Consider the following 20071-nt stretch of genomic DNA (forward strand, 5'->3'; position numbering starts at 1 on the left):
ATGCATGATTTTATTCTAATGCTAAATATTCTCGCATTAGTATGTGCCGTCTATTTTAGTTATTTGTATACAACTATCATGTTCCATAGACAAAAATCATTTTTGCTTCATAGTGCTGTAAGTTTATTTTTTATTTTTCTCACTTTTTTAGCAACACTTTTTGTATGGTATTACACAGCTTTTGCTTATGATGCGTTAATTTATACGAGCGGGCTTCTTGTCATAATAATTGTTGCACTATTTTGTTTCGCGGTTTATATTGCTGCTTTACATGTAAAAAGAAGCTATTTTCTTTATCAACAAGAGAAAAACCATTATTAAGAAGAGCTTAGGAAACTAGTTCCTAAGCTCTCTCTACATATCAAACGCTACCGTAACCATTACCTTTTATCGGTTCTGGATAGTCCTCTAACGCATACTTTAAATCGCTACCTTTTATCGGTTCTGGGTAATCTTCTAACGCATACTTTAATTCGCTACCTTTTATTGGTTCTGGATAGTCCTCTAACGCATACTTTAATTCGCTACCTTTTATTGGTTCTGGGTAATCTTCTAACGCATACTTTAATTCGCTACCTTTTATCGGTTCTGGATAGTCCTCTAACGCATACTTTAACTCGCTACCTTTTATCGGTTCTGGGTAATCCTCTAACGCATGTTGCTGATAAAAAGGGGCAGTGATGATTAAACCTACCAATACTACTGATGTAATAAGTTTCTTCATTTATAAAACCTCCTTAATAGTGAGTTTGTTGCTTAAGTTCTTGAAAACATAGCGAGTAATAATAGCTTGATTTTTTATATTTATAACAAGCTTCAAAATGTAAAGCTAATTTTTCCGCATACATCACAAATTGCTCTCTAAGGTCATGTTGACGGAAATAAGGCAACGCTTTTTCTTGAAAATACTCATCAAGAAACTCGTAATCAGCTAAAACAACCTTCTCTAACATTGTAAAATAAATAATATACTCTTCATATTCTTTGAGATTCACTACTTCATTAAGATAGTTTTCCCCTAAGGTTAACCATTTTTTCGCTTCTTCTAAGTTCTCTAATTTTTCGTTTTCAATTGCTATACAATAGATAGTATTCAACTTGCTTGCAATACTTGCATTTTGTTTTAAATCATAGCTTTTTGTAAATTCTTCTAATGCTTGTTGAGATTTGTTTTGTACAGCATATAGTTTTCCAATATTATGATGAAGCAAAGCTTTTAAATAAGTATCATTTCTAGTATCTGCAACTCTTTGAGCAAGAATATAACTTTTTTCTGACCTTTCATATTCTCCTATCCTTCTGTAAGAGATTCCTAATAAAATATGACATTCCGCACACCTCTTCGTCTCGTAAATGGCTTGATAAATACTTAACGCTTGAGAAGTGTATGTAATACTAATAGGGATCTTCATCGTTTGACTAAAAGCTAAACCGAGCAAATAGTATAGATCTGCTTCCTCTTCTTTTTCAAAATGAATAGAGCGATGAAATAGCTCCTCCGCCTTTTTAAATTGTTCTAACGCAGCAATAAAGTCATTCGTTCTGTACGTATAGAGGGCATAAAACTTCTGATAATAGTAATGCATATGCAAGTCAAACAGCTCGATATATTGCTGTAAGTTGTTTAACATGTTTTTTGCTTTCTCATGTTCACGAATCATTAAAAAATACCGAACTTCGAACAAGAGAAAGTAAATAAATGTTTCTGTGTTGCTTAATATTTTTATTTTTAACAATAGCTCTTCGTACTTTTTCTTACTAACTTCTAAAGCTGAAGTTTCCATACACTTATACCAGTCGATTATTTCTTTATGTAGAGCTTTATCTTCTTCCATAAAAACATTTACATCCAGCCTGTCACAAAGTAATTGAAGAACTTCATTACTAGGAGCAGTTAAATTATTCTCTATTTTAGATAAGTAGGAAACAGAGATGATTCCTTTTGCTAATTCATCTTGTTTCATATTTCGTTGTAATCGATAAAACTTTATTTTACTTCCGATATCCATTTTAGAAGCATTCACAACACGTTGTTCCATCAGCATTTTATGGATCATCCTTTACACTTTTATAGTGACATTGTATGTAATAATAGGTTTATAGTCTAATAGAACCAATTAAAAAGATTATTCAGAAAAATAAAGAGATGTCTAACCTCTTATTTATTCTATTATATATACATTATATGATTCTTGGAACTAATTCATTTAGTTATGTAGGAATAAGGTAAATACTACCTATATTGTTAATTTTTCAACTTGTAAAAAAGCCACTTTCTTTGCCGAATCAACACTAGTTTTGTCTTACATATAGGAATTTAAAATGATTTGTTTAATAAGTTAGTAAGGGGGAATAAGTGATGGATAAAAAAACGTTGGATGTTGCTGAAGATTTAGGGATGTCAGCTAGAACGATACGCGAATGGGTAAGAAAATTCGATATTCCTTGTGAAAAGAATGATTATGGCCATTACATCTATAGCGAACAAGCAATCGCTCAACTCGAAAAAATAAAAGCAGACAGTGAAGTTGCAGTCTCCCAAGAACGTTCACTTGTTAACCGAAAAGGAAAGGTAGAACTTCGAATGAATAATTATGATGATCAACAACTTTCTAGACTAGAAGACCGTATTTATGCTGCTGAACGCATCATTGAACAAAAAGCAGATGAAGTTGTTGCTTATCAACTTCTCCAACAAAGAAAAGAGATAGAGGAATTAACAAATAAAATGGAAATGTTAGAAGCGAGACTTCTAAATATAGAAAATAAAAGACAAAAACAACTAGATCCACCAATGGTGTTAGATCAAACACCTTTGAAACAAAAGCGTAGAGGTATGCTACGTTCCATATTTAGCCTTTGATGTGTGTATCGAAAGGGATGAAGTTCATTTTTTATTTTTTTCTTGGTCAAAATGAACTTCATACGCCTTATCAAGTTCATTTTCTTCTTTTTTCTTACCTAAAATGAACTTCATCTGCCTTATCAAGTTCATTTTCTTCTTTTTTATTACCTAAAATGAACTTCATCGACTTTATCAAGCTCATTTTCTTCTTTTTTATTACCTAAAATGAACTTCATCGACCTTATCAAGCTCATTTTCTTCTTTTTTATTACCTAAAATGAACTTCATAAACCTTTTCAAGTTCACTCTTCCAAAATACCTTCCATTATTCCTTTAAACCTACTAATTAATGCTACTTTCTCTTCATCTGTGATCTCTGCATTTGTAATTCTCGTTACTGCAAAATAAAACTTTTCGTAAGGATTTTTTCGCACTCGAGGATGAGTAAGCTCATCCTTCAATTCTCTTTTCATTAACTCTTTCAAAACAACTTCTATATCTATATCTTTAACATTTTCTAGGTTCCTACTATTCCATAAGTTTTTGTAAATGATTAACAATTCTCCAGTATTCATAATAATATTCTCCTTTCTAAATAAATTCAAATAAGATTTTTCAAAAAATGTAGAATTTTCCTATTTTTTGTGGTACTTTTATGAAAAATGTATATTATAGGGGCCGACTATGGACTACGTAAAAGATATAATATTGAATTTATTTTTTATTCTCTTTCCTATCCTTTTATATCATAGCATTTCCTTTTACAATCGAGAAAAATATTCACAAATGAAAAGGGAATTAATTATTTTTCTTCACTGTGCTTTTGCTGCAATTCTCTGTATGACATTTCCCATACCAATTGGAAATGAATTACAGTATGACTTACGTTCCATTCCTATTTTTGTATCCATCATATACGGTGGCTACATTTCAGGTTTTTTAACCGTACTATCCATATTAATCTATCGGGCTTTTTTAGGCGGAGATGAAGGAATGCTTGCCACCCTAATAGCTATTCCGTTTTTCGTTATATTGCCAACGCTCTTACACCCTTATTGGCGTAAATTCACTAAAAAGAAAAAGCTGGTATTGTTACTACCTATGGCCTTAATAAAAATGATATCCTCTGCCATAGCACTCTCCTTAAGTTCTTATTATTACGGGCTCGGAATGGCACACTATGACCATACCATTTTACACGCTGCTGTTGGTGGGGCAATTTTCTTAATTACTCTTTATCTCTGTTTCTTAACAATTGAATATTTTTACGACGTTCATCAACTACAAAAGCAATACAACCGTGCTAAAAAATTGCAACTTGTATCAGAATTAGCTGCAAGCGTAGCGCATGAAATACGTAATCCATTAACAGTTGTAAATGGATTTATCCAATTACTTGGAACAGAACGTAATAAAGCAAATCAAGAATACGTACCCATTATCTTAAAAGAACTTCAAACAACAGAAAAAGTAATAACAAACTACTTAGAATTAGCCTCTAATGACCTCTCATCCGCTAAACCTTTAGGCACGAAAGATTTAATTAACACAGTTTTCGATTCCATTAATACGTACTCTCAAAACAGCAATGTACAATTAGTTAGATCTGAGAAAAAGAATTACCGAATACGAGGGGATAAAGAACAATTATCTTTAGCTATAATAAATATATTAAAAAATTGTATAGATGCAATTGAACACGAAAATGGCAACATTCAAGTGAAAAGTTATTTAAAAGGAAACGAAGTAAACTTTGAAATTCGTGATAATGGTAAAGGCATGACACTTGAAGAAATAAACATTCTTGGTGAACCTAGATATCAGCTTCATGAAAAAGGAACCGGTTTAGGCCTAATGACTGCTTTTTCCATCATTTATGCACACGGTGGAGATATCTTTATTTCTAGTAAACCTAAAAAAGGAACAACATTCATCGTATCCTTGCCAGGTTACAAAAAAGAAGGAGCTTGACTACTAAGTCAGGCTCCTTTCTTTTTATAGATTCATAACAGTGTCTGCAGGGATAAATACGTAAACTAAAATTGCAACTACAAAACAATAAATGGCAAAATAAATTAATTTACTACGCTTTAAGAAATCAATGAGCCAGACGATTCCTAACCAAGAAAAAATGAATGTAACAATAAAGGAAACGATTAATGCTGGAGTTCCAATAGCTGATAACATGTCAGTCGTAACGTCTCCGAAAGCTAATACAGTAGATCCTAAAATAACTGGAATGGATAACAAGAATGAATAACGTACTGCTGTTTCACGACTTAATCCAGCAAGTAGTGCTGTAACTAACGTTGCACCGGAACGTGAAATTCCCGGAAACACCGCAATTGTTTGTCCTAAACCAACAATAAATGAATCTTTTAAAGTCATATCTTTCTCTTCGCGAGTACCATAACGGTGGAAACGCTCAATGTAAATTAAAGCTACACCAGTAATAGCTAAAGTAATAGAGATTGTTAATGGTCTTTTCATTGACTCGTCAAAGATATCTTTTAATACTACGCCTAACCCACCAGTAATAATAGTTGCTACAACTATATATATGGCAAACCAAAATTGCGCTTTGTTTTCAGGAGTTTTTTGCTTAAAATAACGAAAGAATCCGGTAATTACTTTCCATAAATCTTTTCTAAAATAAATTACTACAGCTACTATGGATGCTAAGTGTAGAAAAATTTCAAACGCAAAACCCGGGAAATTGTATCCTAGTAAAAGCTGTGTAATGACAATATGAGCTGTACTTGAAATGGGTAAAAACTCAGTAATACCTTGTACTATTCCAAAAATAATTGCTTCTAAAATTGACATATAAAAATATCTCCCTCTCTAGAAAATCCTCTCCTATTGTATCATAAAAAGCATTCTACTTTTGTATTAAATTTTCATTAAAATAAATGCTAATGCAAAGCTTAGTATAGAGCCAATAACACTTACTGCAACATATAGACCAGCTTTTTTATACAATTTTTCTTTTATTAACTGAACTACCTCTACACTAAAAGTAGAAAACGTGGTGAAAGCACCAAGAAAGCCTATACCTATTGTTACAAAATATGGATTTTGATATAACACATTAGGTTCTTCATAAATCATCCCATACAAGACTCCTAGAAAAAATGATCCAATAACGTTGACAGCTAGCATGCCAATAGGAATAATCGGAGTCGGATACCTTTTCATTATCCAAACGCCCGCTATATATCTTGCCACTGCTCCTAGCCCTCCACTAATCATGATTAAAACAGGAAATATATTATCCATGCCCGTACACCTTCTTTTTCTTCTCTAAAGCTTTAATACCAATTCTTAATCCAAAATAAACTCCAATTGCTGCTAGCAATATTCCTCCCAATACAGAAGTTAATATGTACAAGATGACATAATCTAAAGAGCCATTCATAAGTAAAATATTTGCATCTCCTGCTAATGTGGACATCGTTGTAAAGCCTCCACAAACACCTACTCCAAGACCGACTTTTAACCATTCACTGATCGTTGTTTTGATTAGGAAACCCGTGAGTAAACCTAACAGAAGACTCCCAATTAAATTTTCTAAGACAGTACCTATGGGAAAAGTCATCGTAATTGTTCCTAAATTTATGTAATAACGAAGCAACGCTCCTATTGCCCCTCCCAAAAAAATCGCAATTAAGTTTTTTGTCATTAAAACACCTAACCCTCCAAAAGATACTTATCTATAGTTTAAATGAAAATTTGTAGATGTTTAACTATTTTCTCCCACTTTGAATGAATCAATTTCATAATACTGTTCGTTTAGTGAAAAACGAATGTAAAGTTTAATATAATTAAATAACGTTCGATATAAAACGTTAATTATATGAAAGAATAGGTTTAATATTCGTTTTTCGTTTAGTAATTGTACATTATGAAACTCACTAGACTTATAGACTGTAATAAATGAACAAAACACTTGTGGAAGTCCACAAGTGTCTTTGTCGTTACTTCTGTTTAACTGTTTGTTGCCATTTTAGCTAATGGCCCTTCTTCATTTAATATATCTTGTAAATCGAACACATTAATCGGAAACATAGGTAAACCAACGACATATGGTGAAATTTCATATGCTTGGAAATACACTACTAACAATTTATCGGCAATATAAAAATCTTGATCTGGCTTTATTTTTGTAAATGGTTCTAGCGTAGGGATCTCTCTTGCTTCAATCTGTCCCTTAATGATTTTTGAAATTCTACCTACATAGTTACTCCCAGGCTTAAATAATTCAGCTAACGTGTATTTTTTACCACGTTCTGTATCAAAAGTTAATGATTTTACTACAGTTAAACCGTGTGCGGCTTGACGAAAGTAGGTATAATTGTTAATAGTCAAACTTAACACACCAAGTTCGTTCGTTTTTAAGCCGAACCAGCTATATAGCTCATGAACATTCGCATATTGTTCACCTGTTTGTTGTTTTATTTGATTATGAATTAATTGTGCAACTTCTCTGTTAATCGTTAACGCAAATGTACGATTTTGTATGCCACTTATAACCGGAAAATAAACAATCCAATTTGGAGAAAGTTGCTGTTTTCCTGTTTTCACGATTGCTGGCGGAATAAAAGTGAACAAGCCATCACCACCCTATTTGTGTCTTCTATACTATATTCACACGTGGCTTGTATCAAAACAGTATGTAAGGAGAAAAGATTATTTTGAAAAAAGATAACGAAGTGAAACAGCAAGTAAACTGGCAATCATTTTTGCAATTTATTAAAGGTTCTAATGTGCCAAAAGGATTGCTAGCAATTGCTCTTACTATTAGTGTCATAGAGACTATTGCAGGATTAGTTGTTCCAGTATTTACTATGTTTTTAGTCGATGAACTTTCTACAACATCCTTTCAAGTCTCTACTATTTTATTTTTAGCAGCGGCTTTTGTTGTGCAAACCATTTCTGCAGGTTTCTCCTTTTACTTATTAAGTTACATAGGAGAAAAAATTGTAGCGAGTATTCGTAACAACTTGTGGAAACACGTACTAGCTCTCCCTATACCATTTTTTGACCAAAATGAATCCGGAGAAACGATGAGTAGACTTACTCAAGACACGAATACAGTAAAGCAACTTATTACTTCACAACTTGTTAGCTTTATTACTGGAATCATTTCGATTATTGGTTCGGTTCTAATACTTCTTTATATCGACTGGAGAATGACTGTTATTTTATTATTGGCTGTCCCTCTGTCGCTTGCTATTATTATTCCGCTAGGTAGGAAAATGTACAAAGTATCAAAAGGGATGCAAGATGAAATGGCAGGCTTTACCGCTAACTTAGGAAGAGTTCTGTCGGAGATTAGACTTGTGAAAGCTTATCGAGCGGAAGAAAGAGAAGAAAAAATAGGTGAAGAAAGAATTAACCACTTGTTTCAGTTCGGTTTAAAAGAAGCCAAAATACAAGCTATTATCTCTCCTTTTATGACGTTTATTATGATGCTCGTGTTAGTCATATTAATTGGATATGGTGGCGTAAGAGTAGCTTCCAACGACTTAACACCAGGTGCACTTGTGGCAATCATCATTTACATGTTTCAAATTGTCATTCCATTTAGTCAAATGGCTCGTTTTTTCACTGTTTTTCAAAAAGCGATGGGTGCTACAGAAAGGATACAAACGATTCTTTCTATGGATACAGAAAAAAGAGAATTATCTAAAGAGCCTTTTACATTAGACCCCAAAGCTGATTTGACATTTGAAAGAGTGACTTTTTCCTATAGTAATGGGAAGACAATCCTCCACGATGTTTCGTTTTCAGTGCCTAGTGGTAAAACAACAGCATTTGTTGGGCCTAGTGGTGCTGGGAAGACAACGATATTCTCTTTAATTGAAAGGTTCTATGATCCAACTAGCGGTAATGTGAAGATCGGATACCAAAATGTGAATGACATTTCTTTAGGAGAATGGCGAACGGTAATTGGATATGTATCTCAAGAAAGTCCCATAATGTCAGGGACAATTAGAGAGAACATTTGTTACGGCTTGCAACGAGATGTTACGTTGGAAGAAATAAAACACGCCGCAACGTTAGCAAATGCTAGTGAGTTTATCGAAGATTTAGAAGATGGGTATGAGACTGAAGTTGGAGAACGGGGAATTAAACTCTCTGGTGGTCAGCGCCAGCGACTTGCCATTGCGAGAGCATTTATCCGCAATCCGAGAATATTATTGTTGGATGAAGCCACATCAAACCTAGACTCGCAATCTGAAGTACTCGTGCAGCAAGCATTACAAAAACTAATGACTGGAAGAACGACACTCGTAATAGCTCATCGATTATCAACGGTCATTGATGCTGATCAAATAATTGTCTTAGAAAATGGAAGAGTATCAGGTAGTGGAACACACGATGAGTTGCTAGCACACCATGAACTTTATCAAAAACTAGCGACAGCACAGTTAAGGTTAGAGGACTAAGAATAAGAAAGAGGATGGGACAAAAAAGGTAATGAAGTTCATCTTGCCTCCATATTTTATCTTAGTTGAACTTCATAAGGCCTATGAAGTTCATCATTCTTTTGTAGAGTGTGCTTCCGGACTTTCTATCAGATAGGCTTCTACCTTTGTTCTATCAATAAGGAAAGGCTCCCAGAACCAATAATTCTCGGGGGCCTCTTTCTTTTAATTCACGGTTTTTGTCACCGTCACTTTTTCATTAAACAGTAACTTTTTCTTTATTTAGCTGGAAATACGCACTAATGATGATGTTTAACATTTCATCTGTCATGTTAAGGTGGGAGATGTTTGTTCCATTAATGAATTGCTGCGTATTTTCATCGTGAAATTTTATATGGCGATCTAAATACGGTTGGAATACTTTTATCATGCCATTTAGTTGAATTTCTTCTTTCGTTAAGATAGATGCTTTTTCTACTTCTAACACTTGTAAACCACCAAATTCTAGATGTTGTTTTATTGTTTCTAAAATTTGTTGATTGGTTTTAGGTACAGGATTTGTAATATGATAGATCTTATTTTTTTCTGCTTTTTCAATAGCTAGTGCTAAAATATCAGCCACATAATCAACTGGAACTAAGTTAGACGTGCCATCTTTTGTTCCTATTAAGTGTATGTTTCTTCCTTCTAGAAGATTTTTACGTTCCAGCCGTTTCTTAAATACTTCAAGCCCTCGCATGAAGCCGTACAGAGTAAATTCCGAATCAGCTTCACCTGTCTTCGAGTCCCCGACGATAATTGATGGGCGAAAAATAGATACTTCCATTTCCTCTTGCATATCGAAAACTTCATGTTCTGCTAAAGCTTTACTTTCTTCGTACGGATTAAAAAATTCACGTCCTGGTTGTGAAAGTGACTCGTATCCTACGTTGTCTGTACCAACTGTATAGGCAGTACTTACATGAAAAAACTTTTTAACCCCAAGCTTTTTTGCTACTGCTAAAGCCTCTTTCGTACCTTGTAAGTTAATGTTCATTAAAGTGTCACGTAGTTCTTCATCAAACTTAACTAATGCTGCCAGATGATAGAAAACATCTACATTGTTTGTTAAGTTAAGAATTGCTTCATTCGTTAATCCGAGATTCTTTCCCGTGATGTCTCCTTTATAAATCGTAATATTATGCTGTTCTTTGCTGGAGACAGATTCTATTAATCTTTCCGCTTTATCTATATTTCTAGCTAAAATGTGTAGCGAATGACCTTTATCTAATAATTGGCGAATAAGTTTTCCACCAAGAAAACCTGTTGCACCTGTTAAGAATATATTCATTTATGCATTACCTCCAAGGTAAAAGACTTCTCTCATTATCTTAATACACTTTTTTCACTCATACAAAACTAGTTATTGGAAGTGTTAGTTAAATTTAGTAATAAAAAAATATACTCAATCACTTAACCCTTTTGATTTTTTCGTACATGCTTCCATCGCGGATAAAACACTAGCTCTAAAACCAGTTCTCTCTAGAGCTTCTACTGCTTCAATCGTTGCTCCACCAGGTGTACACACGTTATCTTTTAGCTCACCTGGATGCTGATTTGTCTCTAATACCATTTTAGCAGCACCTAACACTGCCTGTGCCGCTAATTTATACGCTTGCTTTCGTGGTATCCCTTGCTTTACCGCTCCATCTGCTAAAGCTTCAATAAACATATACACGTACGCTGGTGAAGAAGCACTAACTGCTGGAATGGCATCCATTAGCTTTTCCTCAATTAATTCCGCTTTACCAAAGCTCTCAAAGATTTGAGTCACTAGTGTGAGTTCGTTTTCACTAACTTGTTCGTTTACGCATATTGCACTCATCCCTTCACCAACTAAAGAAGGGGTATTAGGCATAACACGAATAGCTTTCACTTGTTTTTGGAATTGCGTTTCCAAAAAGTTTAGTGTAATGCCTGCAGCAATCGTAACGATAATTGTGTTTGGTTGAATGTAGTTTTTAATTTGTTCAATTACTTCTTTATGTAAGTCAGGCTTTACCGCAAGAATAATTGTATCAGCAACCTCGGCTACTTCTCTATTATTTTCTGTTATTTGTATGTTGAAAGCCTTTTGTACATGAGTTCTTGTGGCAATAGTTTTAGCACTTGCTATGATTTGGCTTGGTTGAACTACTTTTGAGCTTAACAGTCCTTGTATGATGGCTTGGGCCATTTTTCCACAACCAATAAAACCAATTGATTGATTCATCAGTGTGCACTTCCTTTCGGTAAATATCCTTTTTGATTATACAAGAGGGAATAAGGTTGCACAAATGTTAGTGGAAAATAACAAAATAAAACCCGCCTAACAAATGATGTAGGCAGGTCCAGTTTCTAATAGTTCTTTATTTATTGTAGAGCTTTCTCCACATTAATTACACCATTTCCAAAATAAAATTTACTTCCGAGATTTGTTGCTGTTTGACTCAATTTTTGACGGACTTGAACATTTGTTAAGTTCGGGTTCTTAGCTAGCATTAATGCAGCTGCCCCTGCAACATGTGGAGATGCCATTGATGTACCATTTAAGGAACCATAACTATTCCCCGGTAATGTACTTAAAATATTTACACCTGGGGCCATAACCTCTAGTTCGTTTCCTACGCTAGAGAAAGAAGCACGGTTGTTATTCGCATCGACTGCCCCTACAGCAATAACTGAGTCGTATCTAGCAGGATAGCCAATCGTGTTTATTAACCCAAAAAAGTTACCACTATTTCCAGCTGCAGCTACTACAACAATTCCGCTATTATATGCATTGTCACTAGCTTGTTTTAAAGTGGAGGATCCTGTACTTCCACCAAGGCTCATGTTAATAACATCCATACCGTTAGCAATTGACCATTCAATACCTTGAGCAATACCAGCTAACGTACCGCTTCCATCACTACCTAATACTTTTACCGCATATAGGTCTACATCATACGCTATACCTAAAACACCTACATTATTGTTTAATGCTGCAACTGTTCCGGCAACATGTGTACCGTGTCCGTTACCATCTGTTAATGCATTCGGTTCACCTGATACAAAGCTAGCACCACCAGCAACATTTAGATCTGGGTGACTTGCATCAATACCAGTATCTAAGATAGCTACTTTTACGCCATTTCCAGTTATCCCTTGGGAGTGCGCTACATCCGCTTTAATATGTGTAACTCCATAAGGAACTGTTTGACTTACTGCTTCGTATTTAACATTTTCTTCAACATAAGCCACATTAGGATTATTCTCTAATGCTTTTACAGCTTGAGGAGGAAGTGTTACATGCACTACATTCATGTATTTATATTGGTGTTCCACTTTACCTCCCAGTTTTGCTACCTCATTTTTATGGTTAGCAGAAACTGCTCCTTTAAAGCCAATTAAGTATTCCTTCATTTCTGGTTTTCCGTTAGCCTGAGCATCTCCTGGTAAAAATACAAATGATAGTACCAAAACAAAAGCAACTAAAACTGAAACTCCACTACGTAAACTTGATTTTCTCATACACTACCTCCATTTTTTGAATAGTCTGTGTTTTGTAACACATATTCATCGTAGCATATGATTCTCATTAATGTTATTGGGAAAGTGCCACCTATTAAATGGTTAATAAACGGCTTTTTTTTAATCACTTGACCAATGGTTTAACATGGAAAATTCATGAACAAAATAACCTATTACTATTCACTCATACTATTAGAAAGGAAACTTTATGGTAAGGAAAAAGAGAAGGGATCCCCCTCCTCTTTTCTACTCTTTATTGAAAAAATGCATGATAATATCTTGTAAAGGCTACTGCAAATCCACCTCGAGTTATTGTTTCGTTCGGTGCAAAACTTGCTTCAATCTTTGGTTTTAAGTCAAATCTTCCTTGTGTAACGGAAAAATTAGCATTTAATATGTTTAAATCTAAAGCCACTTGAACATATCCTTTTAATTCTGCAGGAATATCAGCTTGATCCTTAAGTACTACTCTTTCGTTGTTATATTGAACTGTTACATCTCCTGTATGAGACTTCGCCTTGTCTTCAAGACCTAAACTTTGTACTAGAGAATACGCTAACTCTGCTTTCGTAACATTTCCTTTTCCAGCAAACTTTCCATTTTCTTTTGAGAGTACAACACCTTTTGATTTTTGTTGCTTGTCGCGTAGTGCAGCACCAGTCGCTACAACTGCTTCTACGTATGGAGCTTCAGATTTATTTACATCCTGAAAAGTGGAATTGGAAGGTAAATTTTGTCTAATTCCTGCTCCCATTACTAAATATCTTGCTAGTTCAAACCTTGTTAATTTATCATCTGGTCTAAAGCTTCCGTCATTATAACCATCGAACAGTCTTTCTTTTACTCCCATTTGAATCGCAGCTTGTGCTTCATGGCCATCAATATCGTTTAACCCCGAATAGCCATTAATTTTTATAAAAGATAATGTACCTTCTACTTTTTCAGGTAAAGCAATACCGATTGGATTTAATTCATTTCCTCTTAGTCCTCTTATTTCTGCCGTCCATTGACCAGGAATGGGATTCGATACTAAGACTACTCTGTCTGTATATAATGCAAATAATAGACTAACTCCAGAACTATACTCGGTTCCATCAGGTGATGTTAAAACAAGGTTAATAGGATTTCCTGTTTCTCCTAATAAACCTTTACCATCCACTTTTGCAAATACACTAGTTAATCCTTCTTCCACAGTAAAAGTATACTTTTCTGAAGTTAAAGTCGTATAGTTTATTGAGAAATCTTCATAAGTTTGAGTTGTTTCCACATAAGAGTTGAACTCTTTATCACTATTTAATGTTGTTCCGTAATCTTTACTGTTCATCACCATATCAACTGCCGCATAAGCGTTTACATAACCCGCTCCTACTTCCCAAGATTCATATCCAGGCATATTCGTAGCCGTTACTTGTAAAACATTTTTCACTTCATCAGGCGATAATTGAGAATCTGCTTCTAATAATAATGCTACTATTCCAGCTACATGAGGTGTGGCCATGGATGTACCACTCATTGTAGTGTAGTAAGGTAAATGGGCTGTTTCAATAAATTCAATGTCATCTGTTAAAGATAGAGCGGATAATGGTGCAAGCACTCGTGTTGAAATGATGTTAACTCCTGGTGCTACAACTGCTGGTTCGTCCTTCCAGGTCCAAGACTTTCCGTCCATTTCGAATGTTCCACCTTTTCCTTTTGTACCTCTTGAAGAGAAGTTTGCTAAAGATCCATCCTTTTCTCCTGCTCCTACTGAAATTACCCAAGGAGCTTTTGCGTAAGGGTTGTGTGTATTTTCTCCAGGTCCTTCGTTACCTGCAGCGAATAAAACAACTATGCCTCTATCATATGCTTTCTTACTAGCAATATTAATGGGATGATCAGGGTTAAAATCGCCTGAAGAACCCCATGAATTCGTAATTACACGAATGTCGTATTCAAATTGGTGTGTTATAGCATAATCAAAACCACCGATTCCGTCTAATATAAATAAAGCACCTCCTGAACCGTATCCAATTAAGTTAGCTCCAGGTGCAGCTCCTTCATGTAAACCACCTGACATGGCACCAGTTCCACCAACCGTTCCTGCAACATGTGTTCCATGCCCTGAATTTGTATCTGTGTTAATTATGTTTTCTTGATAAGTAAGAGGTACAATTCCCGTAATACCTTGGAGATTTGTAGTTCCTAATACATTTTGCACTAAATTTCTCCCTAACTCATGATCTTTATGAGTTCCATCTACACCACTATCATTCACAACAACTCCTACACCTTTTCCTGACACTGGTAATCCACCGTTTTGTTTTCTAAACTCTGAATCGGTACGAACTTTATCTACACCAGTTAAAGCTGTGGAATCTGCATTATAATAATCAAGCTTTTCATTTAAGAAAATAGATCGAATCTCATCATGTGTTGCAAGTTGTTCCATCTGTTCTTTATTTATTAGTGCCGCCACCATAGGTAAAGAGTTCATTGATAAACCGGATGTAACTCCAACACTATCTAATATTGATAATTGCGAATCAGTTGGTTTATCCTCGCCATGAAATGTAATAATTACTTGAGCCAAATCTACTGTTCCAGATAAAAAATCTAGTAACTTCTCATCTAATACTGTTTCCGTTACCTTATTTTGAGTAGTTGCCGACACATTTCCAATCCCAAACATCGGAAGTATAAGAACGAGCACACATAAAACAGCCAACCTTTTTCTCATTTTCATCCTCTTTTCTTCTATTAGTTTTTTTGTAGCATTATCTTCTATTGTTTTTTTTCTTATCATGATAAGAGAAAGCTAGTTCAACAGCTTTATAGGCATTAACATAACCTGCTCCTACTTCCCAGCTCTCATATCCATCCATTTTCGTTGCAGTTCTTTCTAATATGTCTTTTACTTCAAAAGAATTCAGGTTAGGATTTACTTCTAAAAGTAATGCGATCACTCCAGCTACATGGGGTGCTGCCATCGAAGTACCACTAAATGTTGTGTAATACGGCAAATGCTCAGGTGAAATATACTCCACATCTTTTGTTGCGCTTAAAGCAGAAAGAGGAGATAGGACCCTAGTTGAAATAATGTCTACCCCAGGAGCAGTTATAGTTGGTTTATCTGCCCAATTATATGAAACTCCGTCAATTTCAATTGTCCCACCATAACCTTTTAAGCCTCTAGAAGAAAAGTTTGCTAAATTTCCTTGTTTATCTCCTGCTGCAACAGTAACTACCCATGGAGCTTTTTTATAGTTTCCTGAAATAGTAGATTCATTAGGTCCTGAATTCCCAGCAGAAAACACGGTGATAATACCTCTGTCATACAATCTTTTCGTAGCAATATTAATCGGATGTTTTGGATCAAATGCTGTTCCTGCATCACTTGTAGCTCCCCAAGAATTCGTAATGATACGAATGTTATATTCTTGTTGATGGGTTAAAGCATATTCAAATCCACCGAGCGTATCTAACATCGCTACAACTGCTCCTGAACCATATCCAATTAGTTTTGCACCTGGAGCAACTCCTTCATACTTACCTCCAGACATGGCACCAGTACCCCCAACAGTTCCCGCTACATGAGTGCCATGACCTGAATCAGAGTCTGTATTTGGTACATTTTCAATATAGGTAATAGGTAAGAGACCTGAAATAGCGTTTAAGTTTGCACTACCGAAAACATTTTGAACTAAGTTCCGCCCAAACTCGATGTCTTTATGAGTACCGTCAACTCCACTATCATTTATGACAACTCCAATTCCTTTACCGCTGACAGGTAACCCACCATTTAACTTACGGAATGTATCATCTGTTCTAACTTTATTAACTCCAGTTATATCGGTTGCAGCTTCATTTTCATACTTTATCGGAGCGTTATGATAAACGGAAAGCACTTCTTCATTTTTTAATAATGCTTCTACTTGTGACTTTGTTGCTAACACTCCAGCAAATGGTAAGGCTTCGAATGTTAATCCTGTAGTAATTCCCGCTTTTCTTAATAGTTCTAATTGATGTTCTTGTACTCCGTTTTCACTGTTAAAGGTAACTATTACTTGTACTGGACCATTTGTATTTTTAAATAATGAATCTAGAGTAGAATCCAGTAAACCGACTGTAGACTTTAGTAAAAGTGCATTTGCATGCTTAGTTGGTGATATTGAACTAAACAACAAACCTACCGCTAAAAATGTAATAGTAAAAATCATTGCAAATTTTTTCAAACTATTCCCTCCAATTTTTTTGAATATTTTAACTTTACTTTATTTTGACACAATGAATAGATAGAGTACTATTATGCATCAGTTATATTTGAAATGAAATTGAGTACTATTCTTTTACTACTAAGGTACTAATAATTTCCTTCCATTTCGTTATCTTTACATGTACTCCATTCATAGTGACAAAGTTCTAATACCCCTTTTATATAGTAGAAAATCCTTATTTTTTAAAAAATTTAAATTTTTAAAAAATAAAAAAACCATAAATTCACGTTTATGGTTTTCTTACAACATAGGTACTAATTTATTTTGTACCGCATAGATTATGGCTTGTGATCTACTTTTCACTTCTAATTTTCTAAAAATGTTACTTACATGTATTTTTACCGTTTTGTCACTTATAAATAGCTTGCTAGCAATCTCTTTGTTTGTTAAGCCTTCCACTAAACAAAGTAGCACTTCTTTTTCTCTATCGGTAAGTGTTTTGTCATCTTGTTTTTTATCTACTTGATGTAGAGTGAAAAGTTTTTTTGTCAAGGAAGTATGAATAACGGACTCTCCTTTAAAAACCGTGCGAATCGCACTTATCACCTCGTCAGAAGGGGAATCTTTTAATAAATATCCGTCTGCTCCCTCTTTGATTGCCATCATAAAATATTCATCATGCTTATACATAGTCAACATTAATACCTTAATTGTAGGGTATTTCATTTTAATAATACTCGTTAATTCTATTCCATTTTGATCAGGCATATTAATGTCCATCACAATAACGTCTGGAATTTCTTTTTCTACTATATAGAGTAGTTCTTTACCATTGGTCGCTTCATCAATAACTTGAATATCCTCTTCATTAGAAATGATTGTTTTTAGACCATCTCGTAAAACAGCATGATCATCTACTAGTATTACTTTTATCAATATTTTTCAACTCCTTCTAGTCCCATCTTAGGGACTTTCAAGATAATGTTTGTTCCTTCCTTTTCCTTACTCTCTATCTGGAGTGCAGCCCCGATTTTCTCCGCTGCTTCATTCATTTGAAGTATACCGTAATGAGGTTCTTCCATCGCTTTTATCATTGCTCCATATAAAGAAAATCCTATTCCATTATCACTAATCTTCAAGACTACATGATCCGCTTGATAGCTCAAGAGAATATTAACTTTTGTAGCTAAAGCATGCTTAATACAATTTTGCAAACTTTCTTGAAACACTTTAAACATAATCTTTTCTGTCATAGAACTAAGAGATACCTTTTCTCCTCTTATGTTGAAGTCAATTCTCATATTGAAGCTTGAATCTCTATTTAGTTCTGACACTTTTTTCTCAACTGCTTGTAAAAATCCTAACTGCTCTGTTGGATAAGGCTTTAAAGCGTATATAGAATCTCTAACATCTCTTAAGCTTTTTCGTAGGTTAGTACTACTATCTTCTATTAATTGTATGGCTTCGGGTGTGTTTGTATGGATTTTTTTTAATGATGTATCCAATTTCATCACCGCACCTGCAAGATTTTGTGCAATTCCATCATGAATATCATGAGCTATTCTATTTCTTTCTTCTAACAAAACCCTTTGTTCCTTTTCTAAAAATAAAAACCTTGTTTTAAAGAATATTGCTAATTGGTTTGCTATCGTGGCTATGGTTCTTATCTCTTCTACCGTAAAACTTTTTGTTCTAGTTTTTGTAACAATTAAACAACCTACTAACTCTTCATCAATTAATAAAGGAGCATATACTTCTGCCTTAACTGTTGGAGAGAAAAATTCATGTAACGGCCCTTTACTATGATAACTACTATCGAAAACCAACAGTTCTCGTACTGATTCCATTTTCTTTATATTTAGATTTTCTTCCTTTAGACTTCCTCTTATTGAATTAATTGCCCATTTTTCCTCATCATGTTTAAGAAGCAGAATACAATCGTCCCCCATAATGTAATCTTTTAAAAGACGCGTAATGTTATCTCCATCTTTATTAGGAATTGCTTTATTTAACTCTGAAGAAAAATCAAATAGGCTTTTTAGTCTATTTTTTTCGTTTCTAAGTCTAACAATAATGGAACTCAACAGTGATAACGCAACTAAGGGTGAAAAAAAGAAAAAGTAAGAGATAATATCAATTTCTCCTCTGTTTTGACTACCAAGTATATGCATCAAAACTCCATAAATAAAAGAAACAGTAAAACTTATTAATTCTCCTTTTCCTTTTTGTTTCCATAATTTGAAGGTGTACCTTTCTGGCCTTAAAATTAATACAATATCCACAATAATATTATTTAATAAATAGAAGCACGTAATTAATAGAAAAAAACCAACAATTCCTTCCACAATAAAATTTTCAGTTAGGAAAACAGGTTTTATAAACTGTAGAGCTAAATGGGCTAAGTATAAACTCACGGCTAATTGAGCAGGATTAAAAAAAATAATTCGAATAGGACGCCTATGTAATAAATTCACACCTAATACCACGATAAAATAGGAAACGACCGTAATCTCTACACCATACACTACATAAATCATATAAAGCACTGGAAATGTTAAAGTAGAGAACCCTTTAGGTACAGGCATTGGATATAGCTCACATATAGCTAAAAAAACGAATAGAAATATGAATTCTACAGGAGAAGAGATTGTGTCCATTTGAAAAAATAAAAAAATAGTCAGCAGCCATCCTATACTTGAAATAAACATCATATATAATTGAGCAATAGTTTGCTCTCCCTTAAAACAAAACATTATACCCCAACCAATCTGAATATTGTGATAATTACATTTTGCTATATGTAATCTATGAAGTCTATAGTATAAAATATCTCTTTTAATTGAATCAATTTCATAATTACTGTTCGTTTAGTGAAAAACGAATGTTCCGTTTATTATAATTCAAAAACGTTCGATATAAAATGTAAATTACAATAAAGAATAGGTTTAATATTCGTTTTTCGTTTAGTAATTGTACATTATTGAAACTCACTCAATTGTATAAAAAAAAACATAGCTGGTCGAATGAAGTACACTGACCAACTATGGCTAAATTAGTTTGTATCCATTGGT

Annotated in this window: 18 protein-coding genes; 4 read left to right on the forward strand and 14 right to left on the reverse strand. The window is 34.2% G+C overall.

From position 1 onward, the window contains the following. The gene (locus CDZ89_RS15985; RefSeq protein WP_096155428.1) at positions 1–321 is read left to right on the forward strand and encodes a hypothetical protein; all 321 of its coding nucleotides are present in this window, start codon (positions 1–3) and stop codon (positions 319–321) included. 40 nt (positions 322–361) lie between these two features. Here CDZ89_RS15985 and CDZ89_RS15990 read toward each other — a convergent pair whose 3' ends face one another. Together CDZ89_RS15990 and CDZ89_RS15995 are read right to left on the reverse strand one after the other, a co-directional pair. Then, positions 362–724, reverse strand: coding sequence for a hypothetical protein (locus tag CDZ89_RS15990; protein WP_100333995.1), 363 nt, complete (start codon positions 722–724; stop codon positions 362–364). Between the two features lie 13 nt (positions 725–737). Continuing rightward, entirely contained in the window at positions 738–2045 is a 1308-nt protein-coding gene (locus CDZ89_RS15995) for a helix-turn-helix transcriptional regulator (RefSeq protein ID WP_157842764.1), read from the reverse strand. 314 nt (positions 2046–2359) lie between these two features. On the opposite strand from CDZ89_RS15995, the gene CDZ89_RS16000 reads away from it, so the two are divergent. Further along, a complete protein-coding gene (locus CDZ89_RS16000; RefSeq protein WP_096155431.1) occupies positions 2360–2863 on the forward strand; it encodes a MerR family transcriptional regulator in 504 nt (167 codons plus the stop codon). Positions 2864–3147: 284 nt separating this feature from the next. On the opposite strand, the gene CDZ89_RS16005 is transcribed toward CDZ89_RS16000, so the two are convergent. Then, on the reverse strand, positions 3148–3420 hold the full coding sequence (locus CDZ89_RS16005) for a hypothetical protein (RefSeq protein WP_100333996.1): 273 nt from the start codon (positions 3418–3420) through the stop codon (positions 3148–3150). 109 nt (positions 3421–3529) lie between these two features. Between CDZ89_RS16005 and CDZ89_RS16010 the strand changes: the two genes are divergently transcribed. Further along, on the forward strand, positions 3530–4816 hold the full coding sequence (locus CDZ89_RS16010) for an ATP-binding protein (RefSeq protein WP_096155433.1): 1287 nt from the start codon (positions 3530–3532) through the stop codon (positions 4814–4816). A gap of 24 nt (positions 4817–4840) precedes the next feature. Here the strand turns inward: CDZ89_RS16010 and uppP are convergent, their stop codons facing one another. From uppP to CDZ89_RS16030, 4 genes are all read right to left on the reverse strand, one after another. Continuing rightward, positions 4841–5671, reverse strand: coding sequence for an undecaprenyl-diphosphatase UppP (gene uppP, locus CDZ89_RS16015; protein ID WP_096155434.1), 831 nt, complete (start codon positions 5669–5671; stop codon positions 4841–4843). Between the two features lie 66 nt (positions 5672–5737). Continuing rightward, on the reverse strand, positions 5738–6124 hold the full coding sequence (gene crcB, locus CDZ89_RS16020; RefSeq protein WP_227521531.1) for a fluoride efflux transporter CrcB: 387 nt from the start codon (positions 6122–6124) through the stop codon (positions 5738–5740). Further along, positions 6117–6527 (reverse strand): fluoride efflux transporter FluC, encoded by a 411-nt coding sequence (locus CDZ89_RS16025; RefSeq protein ID WP_096155435.1) that lies wholly within the window; start codon positions 6525–6527, stop codon positions 6117–6119. The genes crcB and CDZ89_RS16025 overlap by 8 nt, the downstream gene beginning before the upstream one ends. 305 nt (positions 6528–6832) lie before the next feature. Beyond that, positions 6833–7456, reverse strand: coding sequence for a DUF3298 and DUF4163 domain-containing protein (locus CDZ89_RS16030; protein ID WP_227521532.1), 624 nt, complete (start codon positions 7454–7456; stop codon positions 6833–6835). Between the two features lie 83 nt (positions 7457–7539). Here CDZ89_RS16030 and CDZ89_RS16035 point away from each other — a divergent pair, with 83 nt between their 5' ends. Next, positions 7540–9297 (forward strand): ABC transporter ATP-binding protein, encoded by a 1758-nt coding sequence (locus tag CDZ89_RS16035; RefSeq protein ID WP_096155436.1) that lies wholly within the window; start codon positions 7540–7542, stop codon positions 9295–9297. A gap of 238 nt (positions 9298–9535) precedes the next feature. Here CDZ89_RS16035 and CDZ89_RS16040 read toward each other — a convergent pair whose 3' ends face one another. The 7 genes from CDZ89_RS16040 to CDZ89_RS16070 form a co-directional block, all read right to left on the reverse strand. Beyond that, positions 9536–10606, reverse strand: coding sequence for an SDR family oxidoreductase (locus CDZ89_RS16040; protein WP_100333997.1), 1071 nt, complete (start codon positions 10604–10606; stop codon positions 9536–9538). 114 nt (positions 10607–10720) lie between these two features. Next, on the reverse strand, positions 10721–11527 hold the full coding sequence (gene proC, locus CDZ89_RS16045) for a pyrroline-5-carboxylate reductase (RefSeq protein ID WP_096155438.1): 807 nt from the start codon (positions 11525–11527) through the stop codon (positions 10721–10723). A 140-nt stretch (positions 11528–11667) separates the two neighbouring features. Next, positions 11668–12807 (reverse strand): S8 family peptidase, encoded by a 1140-nt coding sequence (locus CDZ89_RS16050; RefSeq protein WP_096155439.1) that lies wholly within the window; start codon positions 12805–12807, stop codon positions 11668–11670. Positions 12808–13060: 253 nt separating this feature from the next. Further along, entirely contained in the window at positions 13061–15523 is a 2463-nt protein-coding gene (locus CDZ89_RS16055; RefSeq protein ID WP_100334321.1) for a S8 family serine peptidase, read from the reverse strand. Between the two features lie 37 nt (positions 15524–15560). Then, entirely contained in the window at positions 15561–17018 is a 1458-nt protein-coding gene (locus CDZ89_RS16060) for a S8 family serine peptidase (RefSeq protein ID WP_227521533.1), read from the reverse strand. Positions 17019–17300: 282 nt separating this feature from the next. Beyond that, a complete protein-coding gene (locus tag CDZ89_RS16065) occupies positions 17301–17936 on the reverse strand; it encodes a response regulator (RefSeq protein ID WP_096155440.1) in 636 nt (211 codons plus the stop codon). Then, on the reverse strand, positions 17933–19753 hold the full coding sequence (locus CDZ89_RS16070) for a GAF domain-containing sensor histidine kinase (protein ID WP_227521534.1): 1821 nt from the start codon (positions 19751–19753) through the stop codon (positions 17933–17935). The genes CDZ89_RS16065 and CDZ89_RS16070 overlap by 4 nt, the downstream gene beginning before the upstream one ends. Between the last annotated feature and the right edge of the window lie 318 nt (positions 19754–20071).

This window comes from Bacillus alkalisoli (genome assembly GCF_002797415.1).
GTDB lineage: Bacteria > Bacillota > Bacilli > Bacillales > Bacillaceae_I > Bacillus_CD > Bacillus_CD alkalisoli.